The organism is Cellulosimicrobium sp. E-16 (assembly GCF_049913115.1).
Taxonomy (GTDB): Bacteria; Actinomycetota; Actinomycetes; order Actinomycetales; family Cellulomonadaceae; genus Cellulosimicrobium.
On the sequence record NZ_CP183974.1, the window covers coordinates 4,076,507 to 4,099,292 of the forward strand.

The 22,786-nt window shown below is 74.1% G+C and carries 22 protein-coding genes; 11 read left to right on the top strand and 11 right to left on the bottom strand.

All coding sequences use genetic code 11. The features are described from left to right. Positions 1-66: 66 nt before the first annotated feature. The 3 genes from ACN9MS_RS17895 to ACN9MS_RS17905 are packed head-to-tail and all read right to left on the bottom strand — an operon-like array spanning position 67 to position 3,280. Positions 67-960, bottom strand: a complete 894-nt coding sequence (locus tag ACN9MS_RS17895) for a carbohydrate ABC transporter permease (RefSeq protein ID WP_154797765.1) — start codon at positions 958-960, stop codon at positions 67-69. After that, on the bottom strand, positions 960-1,985 hold the full coding sequence (locus ACN9MS_RS17900) for a carbohydrate ABC transporter permease (RefSeq protein ID WP_426309745.1): 1,026 nt from the start codon (positions 1,983-1,985) through the stop codon (positions 960-962). The genes ACN9MS_RS17895 and ACN9MS_RS17900 overlap by 1 nt, the downstream gene beginning before the upstream one ends. Positions 1,986-1,993: 8 nt before the next feature. Continuing rightward, entirely contained in the window at positions 1,994-3,280 is a 1,287-nt protein-coding gene (locus ACN9MS_RS17905; RefSeq protein WP_426309746.1) for an extracellular solute-binding protein, read from the bottom strand. Positions 3,281-3,457: 177 nt separating this feature from the next. Between ACN9MS_RS17905 and ACN9MS_RS17910 the strand changes: the two genes are divergently transcribed. From ACN9MS_RS17910 to ACN9MS_RS17920, 3 genes are all read left to right on the top strand, one after another. Continuing rightward, the gene (locus tag ACN9MS_RS17910; protein WP_426309747.1) at positions 3,458-4,459 is read left to right on the top strand and encodes a LacI family DNA-binding transcriptional regulator; all 1,002 of its coding nucleotides are present in this window, start codon (positions 3,458-3,460) and stop codon (positions 4,457-4,459) included. Between the two features lie 105 nt (positions 4,460-4,564). After that, on the top strand, positions 4,565-4,984 hold the full coding sequence (locus ACN9MS_RS17915) for a transferase (RefSeq protein WP_426309748.1): 420 nt from the start codon (positions 4,565-4,567) through the stop codon (positions 4,982-4,984). Positions 4,985-5,193: 209 nt separating this feature from the next. Beyond that, on the top strand, positions 5,194-6,492 hold the full coding sequence (locus ACN9MS_RS17920) for a PrsW family intramembrane metalloprotease (RefSeq protein ID WP_426309749.1): 1,299 nt from the start codon (positions 5,194-5,196) through the stop codon (positions 6,490-6,492). Here the strand turns inward: ACN9MS_RS17920 and ACN9MS_RS17925 are convergent. After that, positions 6,489-7,121, bottom strand: a complete 633-nt coding sequence (locus ACN9MS_RS17925; RefSeq protein WP_426309750.1) for a helix-turn-helix domain-containing protein — start codon at positions 7,119-7,121, stop codon at positions 6,489-6,491. The genes ACN9MS_RS17920 and ACN9MS_RS17925 overlap by 4 nt on opposite strands. Before the next feature lie 90 nt (positions 7,122-7,211). On the opposite strand from ACN9MS_RS17925, the gene ACN9MS_RS17930 reads away from it, so the two are divergent. Continuing rightward, a complete protein-coding gene (locus ACN9MS_RS17930) occupies positions 7,212-8,441 on the top strand; it encodes a benzoate/H(+) symporter BenE family transporter (protein WP_426309751.1) in 1,230 nt (409 codons plus the stop codon). A 33-nt stretch (positions 8,442-8,474) separates the two neighbouring features. On the opposite strand, the gene ACN9MS_RS17935 is transcribed toward ACN9MS_RS17930, so the two are convergent. Together ACN9MS_RS17935 and ACN9MS_RS17940 are read right to left on the bottom strand one after the other, a co-directional pair. Next, positions 8,475-10,805: an LLM class flavin-dependent oxidoreductase gene (locus ACN9MS_RS17935; protein ID WP_426309752.1), complete on the bottom strand. Its 2,331-nt coding sequence runs from the start codon at positions 10,803-10,805 to the stop codon at positions 8,475-8,477. After that, on the bottom strand, positions 10,802-11,749 hold the full coding sequence (locus ACN9MS_RS17940; protein ID WP_426309753.1) for an LLM class flavin-dependent oxidoreductase: 948 nt from the start codon (positions 11,747-11,749) through the stop codon (positions 10,802-10,804). Before ACN9MS_RS17940 ends, ACN9MS_RS17935 begins: the two co-directional genes overlap by 4 nt. 91 nt (positions 11,750-11,840) lie before the next feature. Here ACN9MS_RS17940 and ACN9MS_RS17945 point away from each other — a divergent pair, with 91 nt between their 5' ends. Then, positions 11,841-12,440, top strand: a complete 600-nt coding sequence (locus ACN9MS_RS17945) for a MarR family winged helix-turn-helix transcriptional regulator (RefSeq protein WP_426309754.1) — start codon at positions 11,841-11,843, stop codon at positions 12,438-12,440. Here the strand turns inward: ACN9MS_RS17945 and ACN9MS_RS17950 are convergent. The 3 genes from ACN9MS_RS17950 to ACN9MS_RS17960 are packed head-to-tail and all read right to left on the bottom strand — an operon-like array spanning position 12,408 to position 16,008. Beyond that, the gene (locus ACN9MS_RS17950; RefSeq protein WP_426309755.1) at positions 12,408-13,850 is read right to left on the bottom strand and encodes an MFS transporter; all 1,443 of its coding nucleotides are present in this window, start codon (positions 13,848-13,850) and stop codon (positions 12,408-12,410) included. The two genes, ACN9MS_RS17945 and ACN9MS_RS17950, sit on opposite strands and share 33 nt — an antisense overlap. Then, complete coding sequence (locus ACN9MS_RS17955) at positions 13,847-14,800, bottom strand: polysaccharide deacetylase family protein (RefSeq protein WP_426309756.1); 954 nt, start codon at positions 14,798-14,800, stop codon at positions 13,847-13,849. The genes ACN9MS_RS17950 and ACN9MS_RS17955 overlap by 4 nt, the downstream gene beginning before the upstream one ends. Then, on the bottom strand, positions 14,797-16,008 hold the full coding sequence (locus ACN9MS_RS17960) for an ROK family transcriptional regulator (protein WP_426309757.1): 1,212 nt from the start codon (positions 16,006-16,008) through the stop codon (positions 14,797-14,799). Before ACN9MS_RS17960 ends, ACN9MS_RS17955 begins: the two co-directional genes overlap by 4 nt. Positions 16,009-16,161: 153 nt before the next feature. On the opposite strand from ACN9MS_RS17960, the gene ACN9MS_RS17965 reads away from it, so the two are divergent. The 3 genes from ACN9MS_RS17965 (at position 16,162) to ACN9MS_RS17975 (ending at position 18,725) form a co-directional block, all read left to right on the top strand. Beyond that, positions 16,162-16,743, top strand: coding sequence for a 1-acyl-sn-glycerol-3-phosphate acyltransferase (locus ACN9MS_RS17965; RefSeq protein WP_237840580.1), 582 nt, complete (start codon positions 16,162-16,164; stop codon positions 16,741-16,743). 276 nt (positions 16,744-17,019) lie between these two features. Further along, entirely contained in the window at positions 17,020-17,766 is a 747-nt protein-coding gene (locus ACN9MS_RS17970; protein ID WP_378229360.1) for a lytic polysaccharide monooxygenase, read from the top strand. Between the two features lie 230 nt (positions 17,767-17,996). After that, on the top strand, positions 17,997-18,725 hold the full coding sequence (locus ACN9MS_RS17975) for a lytic polysaccharide monooxygenase (RefSeq protein ID WP_426309759.1): 729 nt from the start codon (positions 17,997-17,999) through the stop codon (positions 18,723-18,725). 76 nt (positions 18,726-18,801) lie between these two features. On the opposite strand, the gene ACN9MS_RS17980 is transcribed toward ACN9MS_RS17975, so the two are convergent. After that, complete coding sequence (locus ACN9MS_RS17980; RefSeq protein WP_375825409.1) at positions 18,802-19,182, bottom strand: RNA-binding S4 domain-containing protein; 381 nt, start codon at positions 19,180-19,182, stop codon at positions 18,802-18,804. A gap of 130 nt (positions 19,183-19,312) precedes the next feature. Here ACN9MS_RS17980 and ACN9MS_RS17985 point away from each other — a divergent pair, with 130 nt between their 5' ends. The 3 genes from ACN9MS_RS17985 to ACN9MS_RS17995 all read left to right on the top strand — a co-directional run bounded on the left by ACN9MS_RS17985 (position 19,313) and on the right by ACN9MS_RS17995 (position 22,066). After that, on the top strand, positions 19,313-19,582 hold the full coding sequence (locus ACN9MS_RS17985; protein WP_141388991.1) for a GlsB/YeaQ/YmgE family stress response membrane protein: 270 nt from the start codon (positions 19,313-19,315) through the stop codon (positions 19,580-19,582). A gap of 115 nt (positions 19,583-19,697) precedes the next feature. Beyond that, positions 19,698-20,882, top strand: a complete 1,185-nt coding sequence (locus ACN9MS_RS17990; protein WP_426309760.1) for a GNAT family N-acetyltransferase — start codon at positions 19,698-19,700, stop codon at positions 20,880-20,882. Further along, positions 20,879-22,066 (top strand): GNAT family N-acetyltransferase, encoded by a 1,188-nt coding sequence (locus ACN9MS_RS17995; RefSeq protein ID WP_426309762.1) that lies wholly within the window; start codon positions 20,879-20,881, stop codon positions 22,064-22,066. Before ACN9MS_RS17990 ends, ACN9MS_RS17995 begins: the two co-directional genes overlap by 4 nt. A gap of 28 nt (positions 22,067-22,094) precedes the next feature. On the opposite strand, the gene ACN9MS_RS18000 is transcribed toward ACN9MS_RS17995, so the two are convergent. Next, positions 22,095-22,673 (bottom strand): dienelactone hydrolase family protein, encoded by a 579-nt coding sequence (locus tag ACN9MS_RS18000; protein ID WP_426309763.1) that lies wholly within the window; start codon positions 22,671-22,673, stop codon positions 22,095-22,097. Between the last annotated feature and the right edge of the window lie 113 nt (positions 22,674-22,786).

Below are 22,786 nucleotides of genomic sequence, written 5' to 3' on the forward strand. Positions count from 1 at the left end.
TCGATGGGTGGCCCTGCCCCGCGCGCGGCGCGGGGCAGGGACGGGGTGCGCGGACGGGGCGGGCGGTCAGCCCTTCACGGCTCCGGAGAGCCCGCCGACGATGCGCCGCTCGAACAGCGAGAAGAAGACGAGCGCGGGGATCATCGACAGGGAGGTGAAGGCGAGCACGCGGGCGGTGTCCACGGAGTACTGCGACGCGAACGCCTGCACGCCCAGCGGGAGCGTGTACGACGTCTCGTCGTTGAGGATGAAGAGCGGGAGCATGTAGCTGTTCCAGCTCGCGACGAACGCGAGGATCCCCACGGTGATGACGCCCGGCAGGGACAGCGGCACGACCATGCGGAAGAAGAACCCGAGCCGGCTCGCCCCGTCGATCGACGCCGCCTCCTCGATCTCGCGCGGGATGGCGCGCAGGAACGGGACGAGGATGATGACGGTTGTCGGGAGGGCGAACGCGATCTGCGGCAGCACGAGGCCGCCCACCGAGTTCATCAGCCCGAGCGAGCGGATCATGATGTACAGCGGGGTGATCGCGACGGTCATGGGGAACATGAGCCCGGCCGCGAACAGCGCGTACAGCGCCCCGCGCCCCGCGAACGAGTAGCGCGCGATGACGTAGCTCGCCATGAGGCCGAGGACGACGACGCCGAGGGTCGTGAGCAGCGCGGCGACGAGCGAGTTCCCGAGCTGCTGCCAGAACAGCGAGCTCGTCAGGACCCCGACGTAGTTGTCGAGCTGCCACGGGTCGGGCAGGCCCGACGGGTCGGCCGTGATCTGCGCGTTCGTGCGGAACCCGCCGACCACGATGTACGCGATCGGGGCCAGGCACACGCCGACGAGCAACCACGCGACGACGTAGGTCAGGGGGCCGCCCCGTCCGATGCCGGAGCCGCGCGGCTCCTTCGGGAGCTTGGCGCCGGGGGCACGCTCGGGCGCGGGCGCCGCGGTGACGGTGGCCATCACTTCTTCCCTTCCGTGATCGCGCCCTCGGTGTCACGGCGCAGGACGTACCGCTGGTAGACGAGCGCCACCGCGAGCGAGATGAGGAACAGCACCACGGCGACCGCGCTGCCGTACCCGTAGTTCCCCGCGTTGCGGCCGTTCGCCACCATGTAGGTCGCCATGGTCGACGTCCCCGCCGTCGAGGCCACGTACTGGCCCCAGATGATGTAGACGAGGTCGAAGAGCTGGAGCGAGCCGATGATCGACAGGAACGCCCAGATGCGGACGGTCGGGCCGAGCAGCGGGAGCGTCACGTAGCGCTGGGTCTTCCAGTACGACGCGCCGTCGATCGCGGCGGCCTCGCCCAGCTCGTCGGGGATGCCCTGCAGGCCCGCGAGGAAGAGGATCACGGCGAAGCCGATGTACTTCCACGTGATGATGAGCAGCAGGGTCCAGATCGCGACGTCGGGGTCGGCGAGCCAGTCGACCGTGAGGAACCCGAGGCCGATGCGCTCCAGCAGGTCGTTCACGGCGCCCGTGGTCGCGAGCATGAGGCTGAAGCCCGTCCCGACGATCACCTCGGACACCACGTACGGCACGAACACGAGCACCCGGATCACCGAGCGGCCGCGGATGCGCCGGTTGAGCATGAGCGCCACCACCACGGCGACCGGGCCCTGGAGCACGAGCGACATGATGACGATGAACGCGTTGTGCCCCAGCGCCGCGAGGAACTCGGGGTCGCGGAAGATGATGAGGTAGTTCTCGAACCCGACGAACTCCGTCGGCGGCCCGAAGCCCTTCCACTTGAAGAACCCGTAGTACGCCGCCATCACCACGGGGACGATGACGAAGGTCAGGAAGACGACGAGCGCGGGCCCGGCGAGCACCGCGATCTCGGCCCGCTGCCCCCAGCGCCCGCGGCGCGGGCGGCGGGCCCGCGCCGCGGCGGCCGGGGGCGGCTGCACGGCGCCGGCGCCGCCCCCGGCCCGGTCCTCGGGCGTCGTCGTGCTCGGCGAGGTCTCGCCCTGGGACACGCTCATGGCTGGTGCTACTCCTTGGCCGCTGCGTCGTTGACGGCCTGGACGATGTCGGCGGGCGTGCCCTGGCCGGCGAGCAGGTTGACGACGGCGGTGTTCAGCGCGTTGCCGATGTTCTGGCCGTACAGGGTGTCCAGCCAGACGGAGACGTACGGCGCCTCGTTGTAGGCCTCGAGGATCGAGACGAGAGCCGGGTCGGTGACGACGCCCTGCGCCTCGGAGCTCGCGGGGAGCGTCTGGAACGCGTCGGCGTAGGCCTCCTGCGACTCCTTCGACAGCGCGAAGTTGAGGAAGTCGGCGCACTCGTCCGGGGCGTCCGCGGAGCAGGAGTAGCCGTCGACGCCGCCCATCATCGCGCCGGGCTCGCCCTCACCACCCTCGACCTCGGGGAACGGGAACCACTGGAGGTCGGCCAGCGGCTGGCCGTCGGGCGTGAGCGAGGCGATGACGCCCGGGTCCCACGCGCCCATGAGCTCCATGGCGGCCTGGTGGTTCGCGAGCAGGCCGGCCGACGAGCCGGCGCCCTGCTGCGCGGAGGTCGTGAGGAAGCCCTCGTTGAACGGCTCCGTCGCGGCGAAGTCCGCGAGCGCCTCCCCGGCCTCGGTCCAGCACGGGGCGTCGAACGTCCGCGTGGAGGCGGCCTCGTTCATGGTGTCCTGCGAGCAGTAGCGCAGGGCGAAGAAGTAGTACCAGTGCGCGGCCGGCCACGCGTCCTTGGCGCCCAGGGCGATGGGCGCGACGCCGCTCGCGCGCAGCTTCTCGTTCGCGGCCTCCAGGTCGGGGATCGTCGCCGGGTTCTCGGTGACGCCCGCCGCCTCGAACAGGTCCGCGCTGTAGAACAGGCCGCCCGGCAGGATCGACACGGGCACGCCGTAGACCTTGTCGTCGACCGTCATGGCGCTCAGCGAGCCGCCGACCGCCTCCTTCACCGCCGGGTCGATCAGGTCGGTGAGGTCCTTGGCCTGGCCGGCCTCGACGACGTCGGCGAGCTTGCCGCCGCCGCGAGCCATGAAGATGTCGGGCGCGTCGCCCGAGTTGAGGGCCGTCTGGAGCTTGCCGTCCATGTCCTCGTTCTGGATCGCCTGGATCTCGATCGTGACGCCGGGGTTCGCCTCCTCGAACGCCGCGACCGTGTCCTCCCAGTACGCCTTGCCGTCACCGGTCGTGGAGTTGTGCCAGAAGGTCATCGAGACCGAGCCGTCCTCCGAGCCGGAGTCGCCCCCGCCTCCGCAGGCCGAGAGCACGAGCGTGCCCGCCATCGCGACGGCGGTCGCCGCCAGGAGCTTCCGAGACTTCATCGTTCCGTCCTCTTCGTCGAGTCGCACAGGGCGCACGCTGCCTCGAGCGCGCCGGGCTGCCGCCGCGTCGGGGCCGCCACGAGCGACTCTCGCAGCCCGAACGTCCTCGTGTCAATCGTTATCGATAACGTTTTACACACGACGCCGCGCGTGCCGCTCACGGGCTACTGTCTCCCCATGCGCTCCACGGGAAGAGTCACGATCGGCGACGTCGCGCGCACCGCCGGCGTCTCGGTCGCGACGGTCTCCAAGGTGATCAACGGCCGCTACGGCGTCGCCATGGAGACCTCCCGGCACGTCCAGGAGGTCATCGACCAGCTCGGGTACGAGTCGTCGATCGTCGCGCGCAGCCTGCGCAGCAGCCGCACCAACGTCATCGGCATCCTCGTCGCCGAGTTCGAGCCGTTCTCGACCGAGCTGCTCAAGGGCATCTCCGAGGCCGTCGACGGCACCGGCTACGAGCTGCTCGCCTACTCCGGCGGGCTGCGTCGCGACGACCGCGTCGGGTGGGAGCAGCGCTACCTCTCCCGGCTGGGCGGCACGCTGATCGACGGCGCCATCCTCGTCACCCCGACCGTCGTCGCGCCCGGCAACTCCATCCCCGTCGTCGCCGTCGACCCGCACCGCGGCCCCTCCGGCCCCCCGACCGTCGACTCCGACAACCTCGCCGGCGCCCGCGCCGCGACCGAGCACCTGCTCTCCCTCGGGCACCGCCGCATCGGGTTCCTCGCCGGGCGACCCGACCTCGAGTCCGCGCGCCTGCGCGAGCAGGGCTACCGCGAGGCCCTCGCCGACGCCGGTGTCCCGTTCGACCCCGACCTCGTGCGCGTCGGCGGCTACCGCCCCGACCTCGCCGACTCCCCCGCGCACGAGCTGCTCTCGCTCCCCGAGCGCCCCACCGCGATCTTCGCCGCGAACGACCTGTCGGCGATCCGCACCATGGAGGTCGCCGCGGAGCTCGGCCTGCGCGTGCCCGACGACGTCTCCGTCGTCGGGTTCGACAACGTCCCCGAGTCCGCGCTCACCACCCCGCCGCTGACTACCGTCGACCAGCCGATCCACCGCATGGGCGCCGAGGCCCTGCGCCTCATCGTCGACCTCGTCGAGGGCAACGCCCGCGAGCCCCACGTCCGTCTCCCCACGACCCTCGTCGTCCGCGGCACCACCCGCGCCGTCTGACCAGGGCGAGACGACGCCGGGCGGGGCGCGGCGAGGCTGGAATCCTGGGCACCTCCCCGACGTTATGTCAGCAGTACCACTGCCGACAGACCTTGAGGAGGTCGCATGGCCCGCCTCGCACGCCGCGTCCAGGTCGAGAACGACTACGGCGAGATCCTGCACTACGAGCGCCACACCGGCGGCGGCCTCGTGTCGCCGCACGCCCGTGTCCCCGAGTCGGTCCCCGTCGGGTCGGGCACGTACGTCGAGAAGGGGGCCGTCGTCGGGCACGGGTCGCAGCTCGGCGAGGGGAGCTGGATCGACCGCGACGTCACCCTCGGCCGGGACGTCCGCATCGGCGACAACGTACGCATCTCCCCCGAGACCCGGGTCGGCGACCGCGCCCGCGTCGGCAGCGGCGCGCGCGTCGGACGCCGCGTGCTCGTGGAGCCGGGCGCCGTCGTCCCGCCGGACGAGATCGTGCCCGACGACGCCACCGTGCGCCGCCGGGGAGGCGTCCGGTCGGGGTACGACGTCGCCGCCTAACGACCGGCACGCTCCCAGCGTTCCATGAGCGCCCCGCCGCGCCGACCCCTTCGTCCCGCACGCCGACCCCGGGGGCGTCGGCGCGTCTCGTGCCGAACTCGGGTGACATCCCCGGTTTCGACGACCGCGGTCCCCATAACCGCGGGTTCGGCGCCACCACCGGCGGACGCCTTTCCCCCGCGGCGCCCGGGTGCGTAGCCTTGGCGCCCGTGACGTACCCGCCGCACGGCCCTGCCGTCCCTCCGCCGCACCCGCAGCCGACGCCGGTGCCCCCGCACCCGCAGGGTCCTGCGGGCACCGCGGTGCCGCTCGACCCGCGCGCGGTCCTGGAGGGTCGCCCACCGGGCCGGGCGCGCGTCGGCGTCATCGTGACGATCGCGATCGCGAGCCTGTGCCTGCTCGTCGGCCTCGTGCTCGCGGCACTGTCCGGGGTCGGGACGTTCACGGTCGGCCTCCTGCTGGCTCTCGTGCCGCTCGGCATCTGGGTGCCGGTCGTGCTCGCGCTCGACCGCCTCGAGCCGGAGCCGCCGAGCGCGCTCGTCGTGGCGTTCCTGTGGGGTGCGGGCATCGCGACGCTCGTCGCGGGGATCCTCAACACGCTCGGGCTCGAGCTGCTCACCGCGCCGCTGTTCGGCGAGGAGGTCGGCTGGTACGTGGTCGCGTCGTTCGGGGCGCCGTTCGTCGAGGAGATCCTCAAGGGCGCGGCGCTGTTCGGGATGCTGTGGTTCCGCCGGCACGAGATCGACGGCTGGACCGACGGCGTCATCTACGCGGCGATGGTCGCGCTCGGCTTCGCGGCGGTCGAGAACGTCACGTACTTCATCATGGCGGCGCAGGACGGCACGCTCGGCCCGACGTTCGTGCTCCGCGCGCTCGTCACGCCCCTGCTGCACCCGCTGTGCACGGCGCTCACGGGCCTCGGTGTCGCGAGCGCGGCCACGAGCCCGCCCGGACCGCGCCGGGTCCTCGCGCCGATCGGCGGCCTCGCGGCCGCGATCGCCCTCCACATGCTGTGGAACGCCTCGACCGGCTTCGGGACGCTCGCGCTGGGGGTCGCCTACCTCGCGGGGCTCGGTGTCCTGATCACGCTGATCGTGCTGCTCGTGCGGGACCGGCGTCGCACGGTCGCGACGATCCAGCGACAGCTCGTCCCCTACATCCCGACGGGCCTGGTCACGCCCGCGGACCTCACGATGCTCTCCACGCTCGCGACGCGCCGCCAGGCACGCGACTGGGCACGCCGCACGGGCGGCGCCAGCGCCGCGCACGCGATGCGCGACTACCAGCAGGCGGCGACGGAGCTCGCGCTGCTCCACGACCGGGTCGCACGCGGCGCGGTCGAGGCGTGGCGGGTCGAGGGGCAGCGCCGCGCGCTGCTCCAGCTCATGCTCACGGCGCGCCAGGCGTTCCTCGTCCGGACGCCGCAGCCGCCGCCCGCGCCGTGGTCGCCCGGCGCGCCGTCCGGCTTCACGACCGACGCGTGGGTGCCCGGCCAGGGCGTGTACTAGCCGGGTCCCGACCCGCCGACGGCCCGCGGCGGCGTCCGGATCACGAGCACCGCGTCGACCGGGGCGCCGCCGAGCGCCCGGTAGGAGTGGTCGGCGTCGGAGACCCAGCGCAGCTCGTCTCCCTCCTCGACGACGGCCTCCGCGCCGTGGCGCCCGGCCCGCAGGCGGCCGCGCGTGATGAGCAGGTGCTCGACGACGCCCGGGCCGTGCGGCGGCGACGTCCGGTCCGCGTGGGGTTCGAGATGCAGGTGGTAGACCTCGACGGCGGTCCCGCCGGGCAGGTGGTGGGCGTCGAGCAGCCGCGCGGTGACGCCCTCGGACGACACCTCGGTGCCCGCCCGCTCGGCGAGCAGCGTCGCGAGCGGGACGCCGAGCGCCCCGGCCAGGGCGTAGAGGGTCGCGAGCGTGGGATTCCGCGCGCCGTGCTCGATCTCGGAGAGCGAGCCCTTGCCGATGCCGGCCGCGGCGGCGAGGGCCGACAGCGAGAGCCCACGCTCGGCGCGCAGCGCCCGGAGCTGTGCGGCGACGGCCGCGAGCGTCCCGTCCTCCGCTCGTCCCGACGGGCGTCCGGGCGCTCCCCCGGCCTCGCCGTCCGGCCGTCTTCCCGCGCGCCCCGCCCCGTCGCTCACGGGCCGCAGCCTACCGGGGCGGGTATCACGGGGCCTCTGGTAGCGTTCCATGAACAGAACGCTCTTCTCCCGCAGCCCGCCAGGAGCAGCATGGACCCCGCCTCGGACCGCCTGCGCCCCGTCCTCGCCGGGCTCGTGACCGCCCTCGTCGGCTTCACGAGCTCGTTCGCCGTCGTGCTCGCCGGGCTGCGTGCCGTCGGCGCGACCCCCGACCAGGCCGCATCCGGCCTCCTGGCGCTCTGCGTCACGCAGGCCGTCGGCATCCTCTGGCTCACGACCCGGCACCGCACCCCGCTCACGCTCGCGTGGTCCACGCCCGGCGCGGCCCTCCTCGTGAGCACGGGCGCCGTCGCGGGCGGGTGGCCCGCCGCGGTCGGGGCGTTCTGCGTCGTCGGCGGGCTCGTCCTGCTCACCGCCCTCTGGCCCCGTCTCGGCGACCTCGTCGCCGCCATCCCGACCCCGATCGCGCAGGCGATGCTCGCGGGAGTGCTCCTCACGCTGTGCCTCGCGCCCGTGCGCGCGGTCGTCGCGACACCGTTGCTCGTCGCGCCGGTGATCCTCACGTGGCTCGTGCTGCTGCGGGTCGCGCCGCGCTGGGCGGCCCCCGCCGCGCTCGCGGTGACGCTCGCGATCGTCGGGTACGAGGCCGTGCACGGTGGCACGCTCGCCTGGTCCGACGCCGTCCCGCGCCTCGACCTCACGGCGCCCACGCTCTCGTGGCAGGCCGTCGTCGGGCTCGCCGTCCCGCTCTACGTCGTGACGATGGCGTCGCAGAACGTCCCCGGCGTCGCCGTCATGGCGTCGTTCGGCTATCGCGTGCCGTGGCGCGAGGCGATGACCGTCACCGGGCTCGCGACCCTCGCAGGAGCGACCGCGGGCGGCCACACGATCAACCTCGCGGCGATCTCCGCCGCGCTCGCCGCGGGCCCCGAGGCCCACCCCGACGCCCGACGACGCTGGGTCGCCGCCCACACGGCGGGGTGGGCGTACCTCGTGCTCGCCGTGGGGTCCGCGGGCCTCGCCGCGCTCGTCGCCGCCGCGCCAGCGGGGCTCGTCGAGGCAGCGGCGGGGCTCGCGCTCGTCGGCACGCTCGGTGCCGCCGTCGCGGGCGCGGTCGCCGAGCCGCGCGGGCGCGAGGCCGCGGTCGTGACGTTCCTCGTCGCCGCGAGCGGCGTCGTCGTGGCGGGCATCGCCGCCGCGTTCTGGGCGATCCTCGCCGGGCTGGCCGTCCACGCGGTCCTCACCGTGCGCCGTCGGGCGCCGGAACAACCCACGGAGGGACCCGGCCCCCGCGAGGTAGAACAACCCGTCGCGAGATAGAACCCCGCGTCTTCTATCCCGCGACGGGAGGCTCTACCTCGCGGGGAGCGGCGCCGGCTCGACCGGGTCCGGCCCGAGGACCGGCAGGTTGTCGCGGAAGACGTTCGTCGGGTCGACCTGGCGCTTGATCTCGCGCAGCCGTGACAACGTCGCGGGCGGGAACGCGTCGGCCACACGCTCGGCACGACGGTCGGTGTCGAAGCTCAGGTACATGCCCTCGAACACGTCGGCGAGCGCGTCCCACCGGGCGTCGAGCCGCGAGCGGCTCGCCCCCATCGCCACGACGGAGAAGTTCGCCGACCGGTGCGCGTACGCCGTCGCGTCCGCGGGGACGTCCGACGCCGCACCGCCCGTCGAGCGGATCTGGAAGAAGTACGTGTCACCGCTCGCGACGAGCCCCGCCAGCCGGGCGGACGCCTCGGGCGTGAGGTGCTCCAGCAGGCCGGACCGCGAGACGGGCTCGCCCTGGCCGCCGTGCGGCCCGGGTGCGGGCGCGGAGACGACGGCGTCGTACGGCACGATCTGCGCCGTCGCCTGCGCGAGCAGCGGGGAGATCGCCGCGAACGGCTGGAGCCGGGCGAGGACGGTGTCGGGGTCGTCGGAGTCGACCATCGTCATGGACTGCGCGACGACCGGCTGGCCCGGCCTCGGGCGCCCGACGATCAGAAAGCTCGTCGTGTCGCGCGGGGACGCCTCGACCGTCGCGCCCCAGCGCTCGAGGAACCCGGCGAGGTCGGAGGCGTCGTGCACCATCTGCGCGAACCCGACCGCCGACACCTCGTCCGCGACGAGCTCGAACGACGTCACGATGCCGACCTGCGACCCCGCGCCGCGCACGGCCCAGAACAGGTCCGGGTTCTCGTCCGCGCTCGCACGCACGACCGGCCCGTCCGCGAGCACGACCTCGACGGCGCGCACGTGGTCGATCGTCAGGCCGTGGGCCCGGCCGAGGAAGCCGATGCCGCCCGCGGTCGCGAGCCCGCCCACGCCCACGCCGCCGTAGTCGCCCGAGGTGATCGCCCACCCGCGCGGCGCGAGCGCCGCCGCGACCTCGCCCCAGCGCGCGCCGGGCCCGACGCGGACGAGGCGCGCGGCGTCGTCGAGCACCTCGATCGCGTCGAGCGCGCCCAGGTCGAGGACGATCCCGCCGTCGTTCGTCGAGCGCCCGCTGATCCCGTGGCCGCCGGAGCGGACGGACAGCGGCACGGTGCGCGTCACCTGCTGGGCGCGCGCGAACGCGAGCGCCTCGACGACCTCGGCGGTGTCGCGCGGGCGGAGCACGAGCCCCGGCGAGCCGCCGCGCAGGTAGTTCGAGCGCACGCCCGTGTACGCGGCGTCGCCGGGCTCGACCGCGCGCTCCGCGAGGGAGGCAGGGACGTCGTCGTACGCGATACCCGGACGGCGCGCCGCGCGGACCGCGAGGGGCACGACACGGGACGTGTCCGTCCCGCTCGCCGCACGCCCCGCGGCGACGGCGTCCCGCAGCGCGGGCGCGACGTCCTCCGCGAACCTGCGGGTCGTGCGCTCGTCGTCGGTCGCGAGGATCAGCGTCGAGACGCCCTCCTCCAGGACGAGCGGCAGGAGCCGCGCGACCCACGCCTCGGGCGGACCGGAGAGATCGGGGGCACCCCCGAGACCGGACGCCGTGGGAGCGGCGTCGAACGTGCCCGACACGTTGAGCAGCCGTGTGACCTCGCGCGGGTCGCGCCCGACGGCGGTCGCAGCGCCGTCGATGCGCGCGTTGCCCGCGCGCAGCCCGTCCAGCCCGATGCGGCCCAGCGACGGGAGCCAGCCGTCGGCCTTCTCCCCGACAAGGCGCAGCATGCGGGGGCCGAGCGCGCCCAGCCACACGGGGACGCGACGCGTGGTGCCCGGCCCGGGCGTCGCGCCGTCGAGCCGGTGGTGCCGCCCGGGGACGAACAGCTCGCCCTCGCCGTCCTCGCCCCAGATCGCCCGGATCACCTCGATCGCCTCGGCGAGCGCGTCGACCGACTCGCCCGGCGTCAGCCGCTCGACGCCCATCGAGACCATGGCGTCCCAGAACGCGCCGGCGCCGAGCGCGAGGTCGACGCGCCCGTCGGACAGCAGGTCGAGGCTCGCCGCCGCGCGCGCGAGCACGGCGGGCCGGCGCATCGGGACGTTGACGACGTCGGGCGCGACGTGGATGCGCTCGGTCGCCGACGCGACGTACGAGAGCAGCGTCCACGTGTCGAGGAAGCGCGGCTGGTACGGGTGGTCCTGGAACGTCACGAGGTCGTAGCCGAGGTCCTCCGCGAGACGCGCGAGCCCGACCGTCGCCTCCGGGTCCTCCGCCGAGGGCGTGACGAACGTGCCGAACCGGAGCGGGTGGCCGTAGTCGGTCATGCGCGGGCCTCGCCGTCCGTGACAGCGCCGGGCGCCTGGACGACGGCCGTACCGCGCTCCGCCGCGACGAGCTCGCGCGCCGCGGGGGCGACCTCCTGGCCGACGACGGCCAGGGTCGTCGGGTCGTCGCCCGCGACGATCCACGTCGAGACGCCGTGCTCGAGCGTCACCTCCGCGACCTGCTCGGCCCACTGCCGCGGCGAGCCCTGGAGGAACCCCGCACCGCCGTCGGCGGTGAAGCGGCCGCCGACGTTGAGCAGACGACGCACCGCTCGCGGGTCGCGACCCGCGTCCTCGGCGGCGGCGTCGATGGTCGCGTTGCCCTTCGCCAGCGCCTCGAAGCTCTGGAGGTACGCGAGCGACGGGAGCCAGCCGTCGGCCTTCGCCCCGACGAGGCGAAGCATCCGGGGCTTGAGCGCGCCGACCCAGATCTCCACGTCGTGCGCCGGTGCCGGCCCCCGCTTGGGCCCGTCGACGTGGTGGTGCGCCCCGCCCGCGACGAGGCGGTCGCGCGTGGACGTGTCCCACAGCCCGCGGACGACGTCGATGCCCTCGGAGAGCGCGTCGACCGACTCCCCCGGCGTCAGGCGCTCGCCGCCCATCGCGACGATCGGGTCCCAGAACCCGCCCGCGCCGAGCCCCAGCTCGACGCGCCCGCCCGAGAGCCGGTCGAGGCTCGCCACGGCGCGCGCGAGCACGGCCGGCGGGCGCAGCGGCAGGTTGAGCACGTTGCCCGCGATCCGGATGCGCTCGGTGCGCGCAGCGACCCAGGACATCAGCGTCCACGTGTCGAGGAACGCCGCCTGGTACGGGTGGTCCTGGAACGTCACGAGGTCGAGGCCCACCTCCTCGGAGAGCTGCGCGAGCGCGACCGCCTGCTGCGGTGCCGCGGCGGTGGGCGTGACGAAGGACCCGAAGCGCAGGTCGTGGCCGTAGTCGGGCATGGCTCCTCGCGATCTGAAGATACGTTGCTGTGCAGAACATATCCGTAACAGATAGGTGGTGCAACCGCATTCCCAGCGGTAGGCTGGGCGGATGAGCACGACCACGACGACCGCCGCACCCACCGGCCCGGCCGAGCTCCCCGGTCGTCTCGAGGACCTCGGCTGGCACCTCGGCGTGCTCCTGCGCGCCTACCGCGCGACGGTCGAGCAGGCGCTCGACGACGTCCCTCACGGCACGCGCGGCTACCAGGTCCTCGTCACCGTGGCGCAGGGCGACCACCCCACCCAGCTCGCGCTCGCCGAGCACCACGGCATCGACCGGACCGTCATGACCTACCTGGTCGACGACCTCGTCGCCGCGGGCCTCGTCGAGCGGCAGCAGAACCCCGCCGACCGTCGCGCCCGCCGCGTCGTCGCGACGCCCGAGGGCCGCCGTCGGCTCGCCGGGTGGGCCACCGCCGTGCACGACGCCGAGGAGCAGCTCCTGGGCATGCTCTCGCCCGACGAGCGCAGCGCCTTCCGCACGCTCATGCGCCGCGTCGCGTGCGACCTCCGCGACGTCGACGCCACGACCGACCCCTGCACCGTCGCCGAGCACACCCTCGAAGTCACCACCCCGCCCGGGAAGAACCCCGTTCGACCGGAGGAGAACCCCGGTCTACCTCGGCAGGGGGTCCGCCGCGGTGGGTGAGGCGTCGGCCTCGGCGAGGGCGTCGTCGGTGTCGTCGGGGTCGCGGCCGCGAAGGGGGTAGAGCCAGAAGCACACGAACGCGAGCGCGGCGAGCACCACGGGCACCCCGCCGAGGAGGAGGCGCACGCCGGTCGCGACGCTGTCCGGCTGCACGACGTCGCCCGCACCTTCGACGTACCCGCTGGCCGAGAGCACACCGGCGACGAGCACGGCCTGGACGATGACCGACCCGCGCACGACGAACCCGTTGGCACCGAAGTACATGCCCTCACGGCGCAGCCCGGTGCGGCGCTCGTCGTCGTCGATGACCTGGGCGAGGGCGACCTCGAGCACCTGCATGAGACCCGCGACGCCGATGCCCACGGCGAGGCCCGCGAGCGCGGCGCCGAGGACGGTGGACGGGACGAGGTAGAGGCACGTCGCGAGGCCGTACACCGCGACGACCCACAGCATGGCCGAGCGCGGCCCGATCTTCCGCACGACCCACGACCACCCCACGATCGACGGGATCGCGGCGACGAAGATCGGGGCGAGCAGCAGCGTGGCGTCGGCCTCGGCGCCGCCGAGCGTGTAGCGCACGTAGAACGGGATCGCGGCGAGCACGATGGCGGTCGTGCTCTGGAGCAGGAGCGAGCCGAGCACGTAGGTGACGAACGCCCGGTTCGCGAACGTGTAGCGGAGCTGGTCGCCCAGCCCGACGGCGGCCTCGCGCTCGCGCACCGTCGCGACGTCGACGGGGCGCTCGACCATGCCGGCGAGGGACCACACGAAGAACGCGAGGCTCACGACGGCGAGCAGGAGCGCCATCCAGGTCCACCCGAGCGTGCCGTACAGCAGCGGCGCGCCCGCGGTGCCGAGGATCATCCCGACGAGGCCGAAGATCTGGCGCGGCGTGTTGCCGCGGGCCCGCTCCGCCGTCGTGCGGAAGATCTCGGGGAAGAGCGCCGAGATGTTGAGCGCGACGACGACGTACGCGACGTCGAACAGGGCCACGACGACGAGGAACCACACGACGAGACCGGTCGGCCCCACGGCGGGTGGCGTCCACACGAGCGCGAACGCGACGACGAGCGGGACGATCCCCAGCACGATCCACGGGACGCGCCGACCCCACCGCGTCCGGCGACGGTCGGAGACCGCGCCGACGAGCGGGTTGAGCAGGGCGTTGAGGACGCCGTGCGCGACCATCGCGCCCGCGACCCAGCCGGCGCGCACGCCGAGGTGGTCGACGTAGAAGTAGACGACGAACGCGGAGAACGTCTGCATGAGCAGGTTCGACGGGAACGCCGACGCGCCGTAGGCGACCGTCTGCGCGCGCGAGGGCGTGCCGACGAGCCGGCGGTCCCGGACACGACCGAGCAGCCCCCCGCCCGCGGCCGTCGCGCCGGGCGTCCCCGGCGGGGCGCTCACCGCTCGCCCCGCTGCACCGCGCGCAGGTCCCGCCAGCCGACGCGGACGATCCCCTCCTCGGCGATCACGGCCGCCACGGCCGGGTCGGCGAGCAGGCGGCGCTCGAAGCCCCGCTTCGCGACGCCGTAGTCGGCGACGTCGCCGAGCTCGTCGTCGTCGAACATCGGGTGGAGGAAGATCTCCGTCACCCCGGACGGGACGCGGCGCAGCAGGTCGAGGAAGTCGGCCCGGACGTCCTCGTAGTCCTCCTCCTCGACCGTCCCGGCGCCGTCGAGCTCGAACGGGTGGGTCCACAGCCGGTCGACCACGACGACGCCCAGCGCGTCCGCGGCCGCCGTCGCCTCGTCGAGCAGGGGCTGGAAGTCGCCGGGGGGCAGCACCATCCCGTCGGTCGTCCGGGGCAGCCGGAACGGCAGTCGGTACCGGGCGGCGAGCTCGAAGACCTGCGGCAGGAACGACCGCCCCGTCTCGAGCCCGTAGACCGAACCCATGTGGTTGTCGAGGTGCGAGACGTCGACCCCGGCCGCGAGCGCCGTGTCGAGCTGGGCCGTGAGCTCGGCGACGACGTCCTCGACGCGCGCCTGGCGCTCGACGGACAGGACGTCGCGCGGGAAGTAGCCCGCGTCGTCGACCAGGGACGTGCCCGTCCCCGTGAGCGGCCGCCACCGGTACCGCGTCCACTCGCTCGTCAGCACGAGGTGCACGCCGACGTCGACGGGGTGCGCGGCCGCGAAGGCGAGCGCGTCCGGCGCCCACCCGCACGGGACCATGACGGTCGCGGAGTCGATGTGCCCCGCGAGGAGGAGCTCGGAGACCGCGCGGTTGGCGGCCCGGCACATGCCGTAGTCGTCGGCGTTGAGGATGATCGCGCGCGCGTCGGCGGCGAGGCCCAGCCGGGAGACGAGGTCCGACGGCGGTGCGCCCGCCCCGTCCGGTGCGGCTGCGGTCACGACGCCGCCTCCTCGCGCTCGTCGGCGGCGTCGCCCTCGCCCGGCGCGGGGTGGGCCGCCGCGGAGCGGAACACCTCGTCGCGCAGCGCGTCGCTGGCCGAGCGCGCGGCACCCACCACGACGGCGTCGCACGTGAGCTCCGACGGCACGACCTGGATGGGGAGCACGGCGATCTTCTCCGCGAGGAAGCGCGTCACCCGGTCCGCGATCGGCGCGCGGGCCGCCTGGTTCGTGAGGACGAACAGCTCCGGCTCGACGACGAGCGCGACCGACGCCGCGACGACGCCGATGCGCTCGGCGACCTCGTCGAGCGCGTCGTTCGAGGCGCCGTCGCCGTGCTCGGCGCGGTCCACGAGCTGCTTGACCGTCACGTCGTCGGGCAGCCCGTGCTCCTTCGCGAGCACGGCGAGCGACGACGCACCCAGCGCCTCCGAGCCCAGCGCCCGGGCGGGGTGCGGCAGGAACGAGACCTCGCCGGCGCCGCCCGCGAACCCGCGGTGGAGCTTGCCGTCGAGCACCAGCCCCGCGCCGAACCCGTCGCCGAGACCGAGCACGGCGAACGAGCGCACGCCCACGGCGACCCCGTCGCGCTGCTCGGCGAGCGCCGCGAGGTTGAGGTCGTTCTCGAGCGACACCGGGCAGCCCAGCGAGTCCTCGAGGGCCTCGACCAGGTCCGTCCCACCCTTCTCGTAGCCGGGGACGCGGCGGATGGTCCGCTGGTCCGACCCGACGATCAGCGGGACCGCCGCGACGGCGCGCGTCACCTCGACCGCGGTGCCCTCGGGGAGCCGGGCCGCGACGTCACTCACGCACGCGCGGGCGAGCTCCGCGGCCGCACGCGCGCGGGCCGTCGTCGTCGGCTTGACGTCCCGACGCTCCGCGCGGGCGCGGATCGCACCCGTGACGTCGACGAGCGCGACCCGCACCCGGTCGCGCGCGACGTCGATCCCCAGCCCGAACGCGTAGTCGGGGTCCACGCGGTACAGCGTCGCGGCCGGCCCCCGCCGGTCGTGGTCGAGCCCGGCCTCCGTGACGACGCCCGTCGCCTCGAGCGCGCGCAGCGTCTGCGCGACGGTCGTCTTGGACAGCCCGGTCGCCGAGACGACGTCGGGCCGCGCGACCTGCGCGCCCGTGCCGAGCACGTCGAGCACGGCGCGCGCGTTGAGGGTGCGCAGGAGGGCGGGTGTACCGGCGGGAGTGGTGTCCATCTGGTCTCCGTCGAGCAGTGGGTGGGTCGAGCCGACATGTCCGAGCCGTGCAGGTAGGGCGGGAAGTTCCCTACCCGCCCGGAGACTAGCCGGGCTCCCTGTGGTTGTCGACGGCAACCGGTCTCCCGGTGGACGGCCCTGTACCGTGGCGTCGTGATCCGCCGAGCCCTCGCCCGCGCCTACTGGGCGACCAGCCGGTGGTCCCTGCGTTCCGAGCCGTACGACACCGGCCGCCCGACGCTCCTCGTCGGCGCCCCGCACACGTCGAACTGGGACTTCGTCCTCATGCTCGCGATTGCCTGGAGCACGGGCATCCACGTGCGCTGGCTCGGGAAGCACACGCTGTTCGCCGGCCCCGCGGGCCCGCTCATGCGCGCGCTCGGCGGCATCCCGGTCGACCGGCGCGACCCGAGCCGGGTCGTGGCCGACGTCGTCGCGCGCCTCCAGGCCGGCGAGGTGTTCTCGCTCGTCGTCACGCCCGAGGGCACGCGCGGCGCGGGGTCGTACTGGAAGTCGGGCTTCTACCGCATCGCGCGCGAGGCGCACCTGCCCGTGACCCTCGGGTACGTGGACCGCACCACCATGACCACCGGCCTCGGCCCGACGATCGAGCTCACGGGCGACGTGCGCGCCGACATGGACGTCGTGCGCGCGTTCTACGCCGACAAGTCCGGCCTCCGCCCGGCCCTGCGCACCGAGCCGCGCCTGCGCGAGGAGGACGCGGCCGCCGCCTGACCCACCGAACGCTGCCTCTCTCGGGGATACGTGGTCCCCACATGGTTTTCGCCCGCCGAACGGCTCGACGGGGCACGGCGACGGAGCAGGCTCGACCGCTCAGGCGCACGATCCCGGCGAATCGACCCGCCGGGTACGGGACTTCCCGTACCCGACGCCGGTCGTGCGTAGTCGTTGAGCGCACGTCGCGCGGCTGCCTACGGTCCACCACGTCACGGCCGACGGTGCGGGCTCCGCACGGCGTCGGCCCTCCCCGACACAGGAAGCGAGTCCCCCATGAAGCGACTCCGCGCGGCGCTCCTCGCCGCCGTCGTGGGCGCGACCGCGATCATCGCCCCGATCGCGATCGCCCCCAGCGCCTCGGCGCACGGCTGGATCACCTCTCCGGCCTCCCGGCAGGACCACTGCGCGAAGGGCACCACGTCCTTCGACTGCGGGTCCATCAAGTACGAGCCGCAGTCCGTCGAGGCCCCCAAGGGCTCGATGAAGTGCTCCGGCGGCAGCGGCTACGCGATCCTCGACGACGCGAGCAAGCCCTGGCCCCGCACGACGACCGGCCGCGACGTGACGTTCCAGTGGAACCTCACCGCGAACCACGCCACGAGCGTGTGGGAGTACTTCGTGGACGGCCAGCTCTTCGCGACGTTCGACGGCGGCGGCGTCCAGCCGCCCAAGGACATCTCGCACACCCTCAAGGGCCTGCCGCTGGGCAACCACACGATCCTCGCGCGCTGGAACGTGTCGAACACGGTGAACGCGTTCTACAACTGCGTCGACCTGACCGTCACGGCCGACGGCACCAACCCCGGCGGCGGGGAGAACCCCGGCGGCGGCGAGGGCGAGAACCCCGGCGGCGGCGAGCCGGGCACCTGCACCGACGCGGCCTGGTCCTCGGCCTCCGTCTACACGGGCGGCGCGAAGGTCTCGCACGACGGCAACGTCTACGAGGCGAAGTGGTGGACGCAGAACAACGTCCCCGGCTCCGAGGCCTGGGGTCCGTGGAAGCTGATCGGCGCCTGCTGACCCGCTGAGCCCCGCGACGGCGGGTGTCCTCGTCCGTACGGGCGAGGGCACCCGCCGTCGTGCGTGCCGGGCGTGGACGGCGCGCCGGGTACGCGGAAGCACGTACGGGCTTTGCCCAATTGTCCGCACTCCTCACGTTTCGTAGCGTCGAAAGTGCCCGATCCGAGAGCGGCCCGCGACGAAGCGCGCCGCAGGACCCCTGCACCACCGGATGGAGAGCGAGACAACTCATGCGAAGACTGAGAGCGGTACTCCTGGCGGCCGTCGTCGGCGCGGTCGCGATCATCGCCCCCGTGGCCATCGCCCCCAGCGCGAGCGCGCACGGCTGGATCACGTCCCCGCCGAGCCGGCAGGACCACTGCGCGAAGGGCACCACGTCGTTCGACTGCGGCGGCATCAAGTACGAGCCGCAGTCCGTCGAGGCCCCCAAGGGCTCGATGAAGTGTTCCGGCGGCAGCGGGTTCAGCATCCTCGACGACACGAGCAAGCCGTGGCCGCGCACGCAGACCGGCACGTCGGTGACCTTCCAGTGGAACCTCACCGCAGCGCACAACACGAGCACGTGGGAGTACTTCGTCGACGGCGTGCTGTTCAAGACGTTCAACCAGGGCGGCGCGCAGCCTCCGAGCAACATCTCCCACACGCTGACCGGCCTGCCCGAGGGCAACCACACGATCCTCGCGCGCTGGAACGTGTCGAACACGGTGAACGCGTTCTACAACTGCGTCGACCTGAAGGTCGGCGCCGGCGGCACGGACCCGGGCGACCCGGACCCCGAGCCCACGGACCCCGAGCCCGGCAACTGCACGGCGCCGGCGTGGACCGCGGGCGGGGTGTACCTCGGCGGCGCGAACGTCTCGCACGACGGCCGCAACTACCAGGCCAAGTGGTGGACGACGGGCGAGAACCCCGCCCAGAGCGGCCAGTGGGGCGTCTGGAAGGACCTCGGCGCCTGCTGACCTGACACCTCTCACCGAGCGCTGCACCCGCGGCCGGGAGACGCACCTCCACGTGCGTCTCCCGGCCGCACGTGCGTCAGCCGCGGCCCCGGAGGCGGTCGAGGTCGCGGCGCTCGCGCTTCGTCGGGCGGCCGGCGCCGCGCTCGCGGACGGCGACGCGGACGGTGAGCTCCTTGGGCGGCGGGGGCGGGCTCTGGTCGATCACGGCCTGGGCGGCCAACGGCGCGGAGACGCGCTTCACCAGCACCTTCTCCACGACGAGGATCCGTTCCGCCGGGCCACCGCGCACGACGACGCGGTCCCCGACCTTGACGCTCGTCGCGGGCTTCGCGCGCTCGCCGTTGACCCGCACGTGACCGGCCTTGACCGCCGCGGTCGCCTGCGAGCGGCTCTTGAACACCCGGACGGCCCACAGCCAGCTGTCGACGCGCGCGCTCGTCGCCTCGGTCGTCGCCATCCCCTGAGCCTAACGACCGCCGACAGGACGCCCGGCGTGCGAGCCGCCTCGCGCCGTGCCACCGTGAGGTCAGGCATACGGGGAAGTTGCCCTCTATGACTGCTTCGTCCCCCAGAGAGCGGAGACAGGGATGAGCTTCATCGGATGGATCCTCATCGGCCTCATCATGGGCGCGATCGCACGCGCCATCCTGCCGGGCAAGGCAGCAGGGGGCTGGATCGTCACGCTGATCGTGGGTGTGCTGGGTGCCCTCCTCGGCGGATGGATCGGCGGCGCGCTGTTCGGCGCGGACGCCAACGACGAGTTCTTCTCGCTCACCACGTGGTTCTGGGCCTTCGTCGGCTCGCTGCTCGTGCTGCTCATCTGGGGCGCGATCTCGCGACGCTCGGCGCGCAAGTAGGGCACCGACGCCCGCCGTACCAGCGGCGCACCCGGCCCGGGCTCCTGCGGGAGCCCGGGCCGTCGTCGTAACAAAAGGCGTGGACATCGTCCGCCGGCGCGGGAACGCTGGACGCATGAGCAGCGTCGCCCGCACCGCCCCCGAGGTGTCCCTCCCGCACGGGTACACGCTCGTCGAGGCCCCGCACCCCGCGTCGCTCGACGACCCCGACGCGTGGGCGTACCACGCCGTCGCGGACCTCGAGCGCGAGCACGAGCTCGAGGTCCACGGCTACGAGGACCTCGCGCTCCGGCCCCGGGACGTGCTCTCGGGCATGGACCACCAGGAGTACGCGGCCAAGCGCCGCTTCGTCGTCGTGCGCTCCGCGGCCGCCCGCGCCCTGATCGCCGACGGCGTCCCGCCCACCGTGCCCGACGTCGTCGCGCACCTGTTCGTGCTCCACCCCACCACGAGCAACGAGCGGCTGAGCGAGGCCTTCGTGCTCGTCCGGCCGTCCGAGCGCCGGCGCGGCATCGGGACTCCCCTGCTCGCGCTCGCCGAGCGTCTCGGCGCGGACGCCGGGCGCACCGTGCTCCTCTCGAACACCTCGCACGGCGAGGAGCCTCCGCCGGGCCCGGGCGCGCTCGCCGCCACGACCGGCGCCGGCCGCGTCCCCGCCGACGCCCCCGGCCCGCGCTTCCTCAGCCCGCGCGGGTACGCCCTGGAGCAGGTCGAACGTCACTCGGTGCTGGACCTTCCGGTGCCCCCCGAGGCCCTCGACGCGCACCGCGACGACGCCCGGGAGCACGCCGGCTCCGACTACCGGGTGCACACCTGGACCGACGAGGTCCCCGACGTCTGGCTCGAGCAGGTGGCCGTGCTCTTCACCCGCATGAGCACCGACCCGCCGACAGGCGGTGTCGAGTACGGCGAGGACCCGTGGGACGCGCGCCGCGTGCGCACGTGGGTCGGCGAGCAGGCCGAGAAGCGGAACGGCTTCCTCCTGAGCGCCGCGGAGCACGTGCCGACCGGCACGCTCGCCGCGTTCACGGTCTTCCTGTACCCGCGCGACCACGACGACTTCGCGTTCCAGGAGGACACCCTCGTGCTCCGGGAGCACCGCGGGCGCCGCCTCGGGATGCTCGTCAAGGTGGCCAACCTCGACGCGCTCGCCCGCGAGCGCCCCGCGACCGTGCGCGTCCACACCTGGAACGCGCAGGAGAACGACCACATGCTCGCGATCAACGTCGCTCTCGGGTTCCGGCCCGCGGGCGTGTGGGCCGCATGGCAGCGCAGGACGACCCCCAAGGACGGCGAGTGACCGCACCGCAGGCAGGACCCACCACCACGGGCGACGTGCGCGTGCGCATCGAGCCCGTCCCGGGGAGCCTCGACGCGCCGGACGCCTGGGCCGTCCACGGCACGGTCCGGGTGGGCGACGCGATCGACCGTGCGATCTACGGCCACACGGACCTCGCCCTGGACGCGGCGACCGTCGCGGGCACGGTGGCGAGCCCCGGCTACCGCCGCGTGCTGCGCTGGGTCGCGGTGCTCGACGACGCCCCGCACGGCACCGCTCCCCGGCCCGAGGACGTCGTCGGGCGGTCCATGGTGGGGCTCCCGCAGCAGGGCAACACGCACGTGGCGGTCGTCTACGTGGGCGTGGACCCCGCGCACCGGCGCCGCGGCGTCGGCTCCGCGCTGTGGGAGGCGGCGCTGGAGGTCGCGCGCGCGGAAGGGCGGCGCGTCGTCCAGTCCGACTCGTCGTTCGCGCCGGAGCCGCCGCCGGGGCCGGGCGCGCTGGAGGCCCCGACGGGCAGCGGCCGCGTCCCGGCGCACGACGACGGGACGACGTTCGCGCAGCGCCGTGGGTTCACGCTCGAGCAGGTGATGCGCCACTCGGTGCTCGACCTCCCGGTCGCGCCCGAGGTGCTCGGCCCGCTGCGCACGGCGGCGACGGCGCGTTCCGACGGCTACCGCGTGCACGTGTGGACGGACGAGGTCCCCGAGGAGTGGATCGACCAGTTCGCGGTGCTCGAGACGCGCATGAGCACCGACGCCCCCAACGGTGGCCTCGACCTCGAGGAGGACCCGTGGGACGCCGAGCGCGTCCGGACGACGTCCCGGGAGATCCTCGACCGCGGTCAGGGGTACGTCATCGCCGCGGCGGAGGACACGTCGTCGGGCACGCTCGCGGCGTTCTCGATGGTCTCGTACCCGCTGGACCGGCCCGAGGTCGTCTTCCAGTACGACACGCTCGTGCTCCGCGAGCACCGCGGCCGCAGCCTCGGGATGCTCGTCAAGGTCGCCGTGCTCGACGAGCTCGCACGGGCGCGGCCGTCGTCGCGCCGGGTGCACACGTGGAACGCGCAGGAGAACGCGCACATGCTCGCGATCAACGTCGCACTGGGCTTCGCGCCCGCGAGCGTCGACGCCGAGTGGCAGCTCGTGCTCGACGCGGCACCCGGCGGAGAGCCCGGGCCGCAGCCCGGCGCCGCCTCCTGATCCCGGAGGTCGCCGCGACGACGGCCGCTCAGCGGATGCCGTCGAGGAAGCGGATCACCCGCTCGGTCACGAGCGCGGCGGCCTCCGGCTCGTACGACGGCAGGCTCGGGTCGGTGAACAGGTGCCGGTCGCCGGGGTAGACGAACAGCTCGGCGTCGGGCGTGGAGTCCACGAGCTCGCGCGCGGCGTCGAGGTCGCCCTCCCCCGCGAACGACGGGTCGGCGTCCATGCCGTGCACCTGCACGGGGACGGCGTCTGGCCAGGCCTCGCCGAACTCCGAGACGGGCACGCACGCCTCGAGCAGCACCGCGCCCTTGGCTCCGGCGCGCGTCTGGGCGAGCATCTGCGCGGGCAGCACGCCGAGCGAGATCCCTGCGTAGACGACCCCCGCGTCGAACCCGTCGGCGACGGCCCGCCCGCGCTCCAGGACGGTGCCGAAGCCCAGCTCCTCCACGTGCGCCATGCCCTCGTCGAGGGTCGCGAACGTGCGCCCCTCGAACAGGTCCGGCGTGTGCACGACGTTCCCCGCGCCCCGCAGCGACTCCGCGATCGTCCGCACGCCCTCGGTCAGTCCCTGCACGTGGTGGAACAGCACGACCTCGGCCATGGTCCCCTCCTCCGGTGTCCGCTCGTGTCCGGGCGGCGTCGTTCCCGTCCGGTGCGCGCCTTCGGCGCACGCCGACCATCGTCGCGCGGGCCGCCCACGCTCGCCCCGTGGCC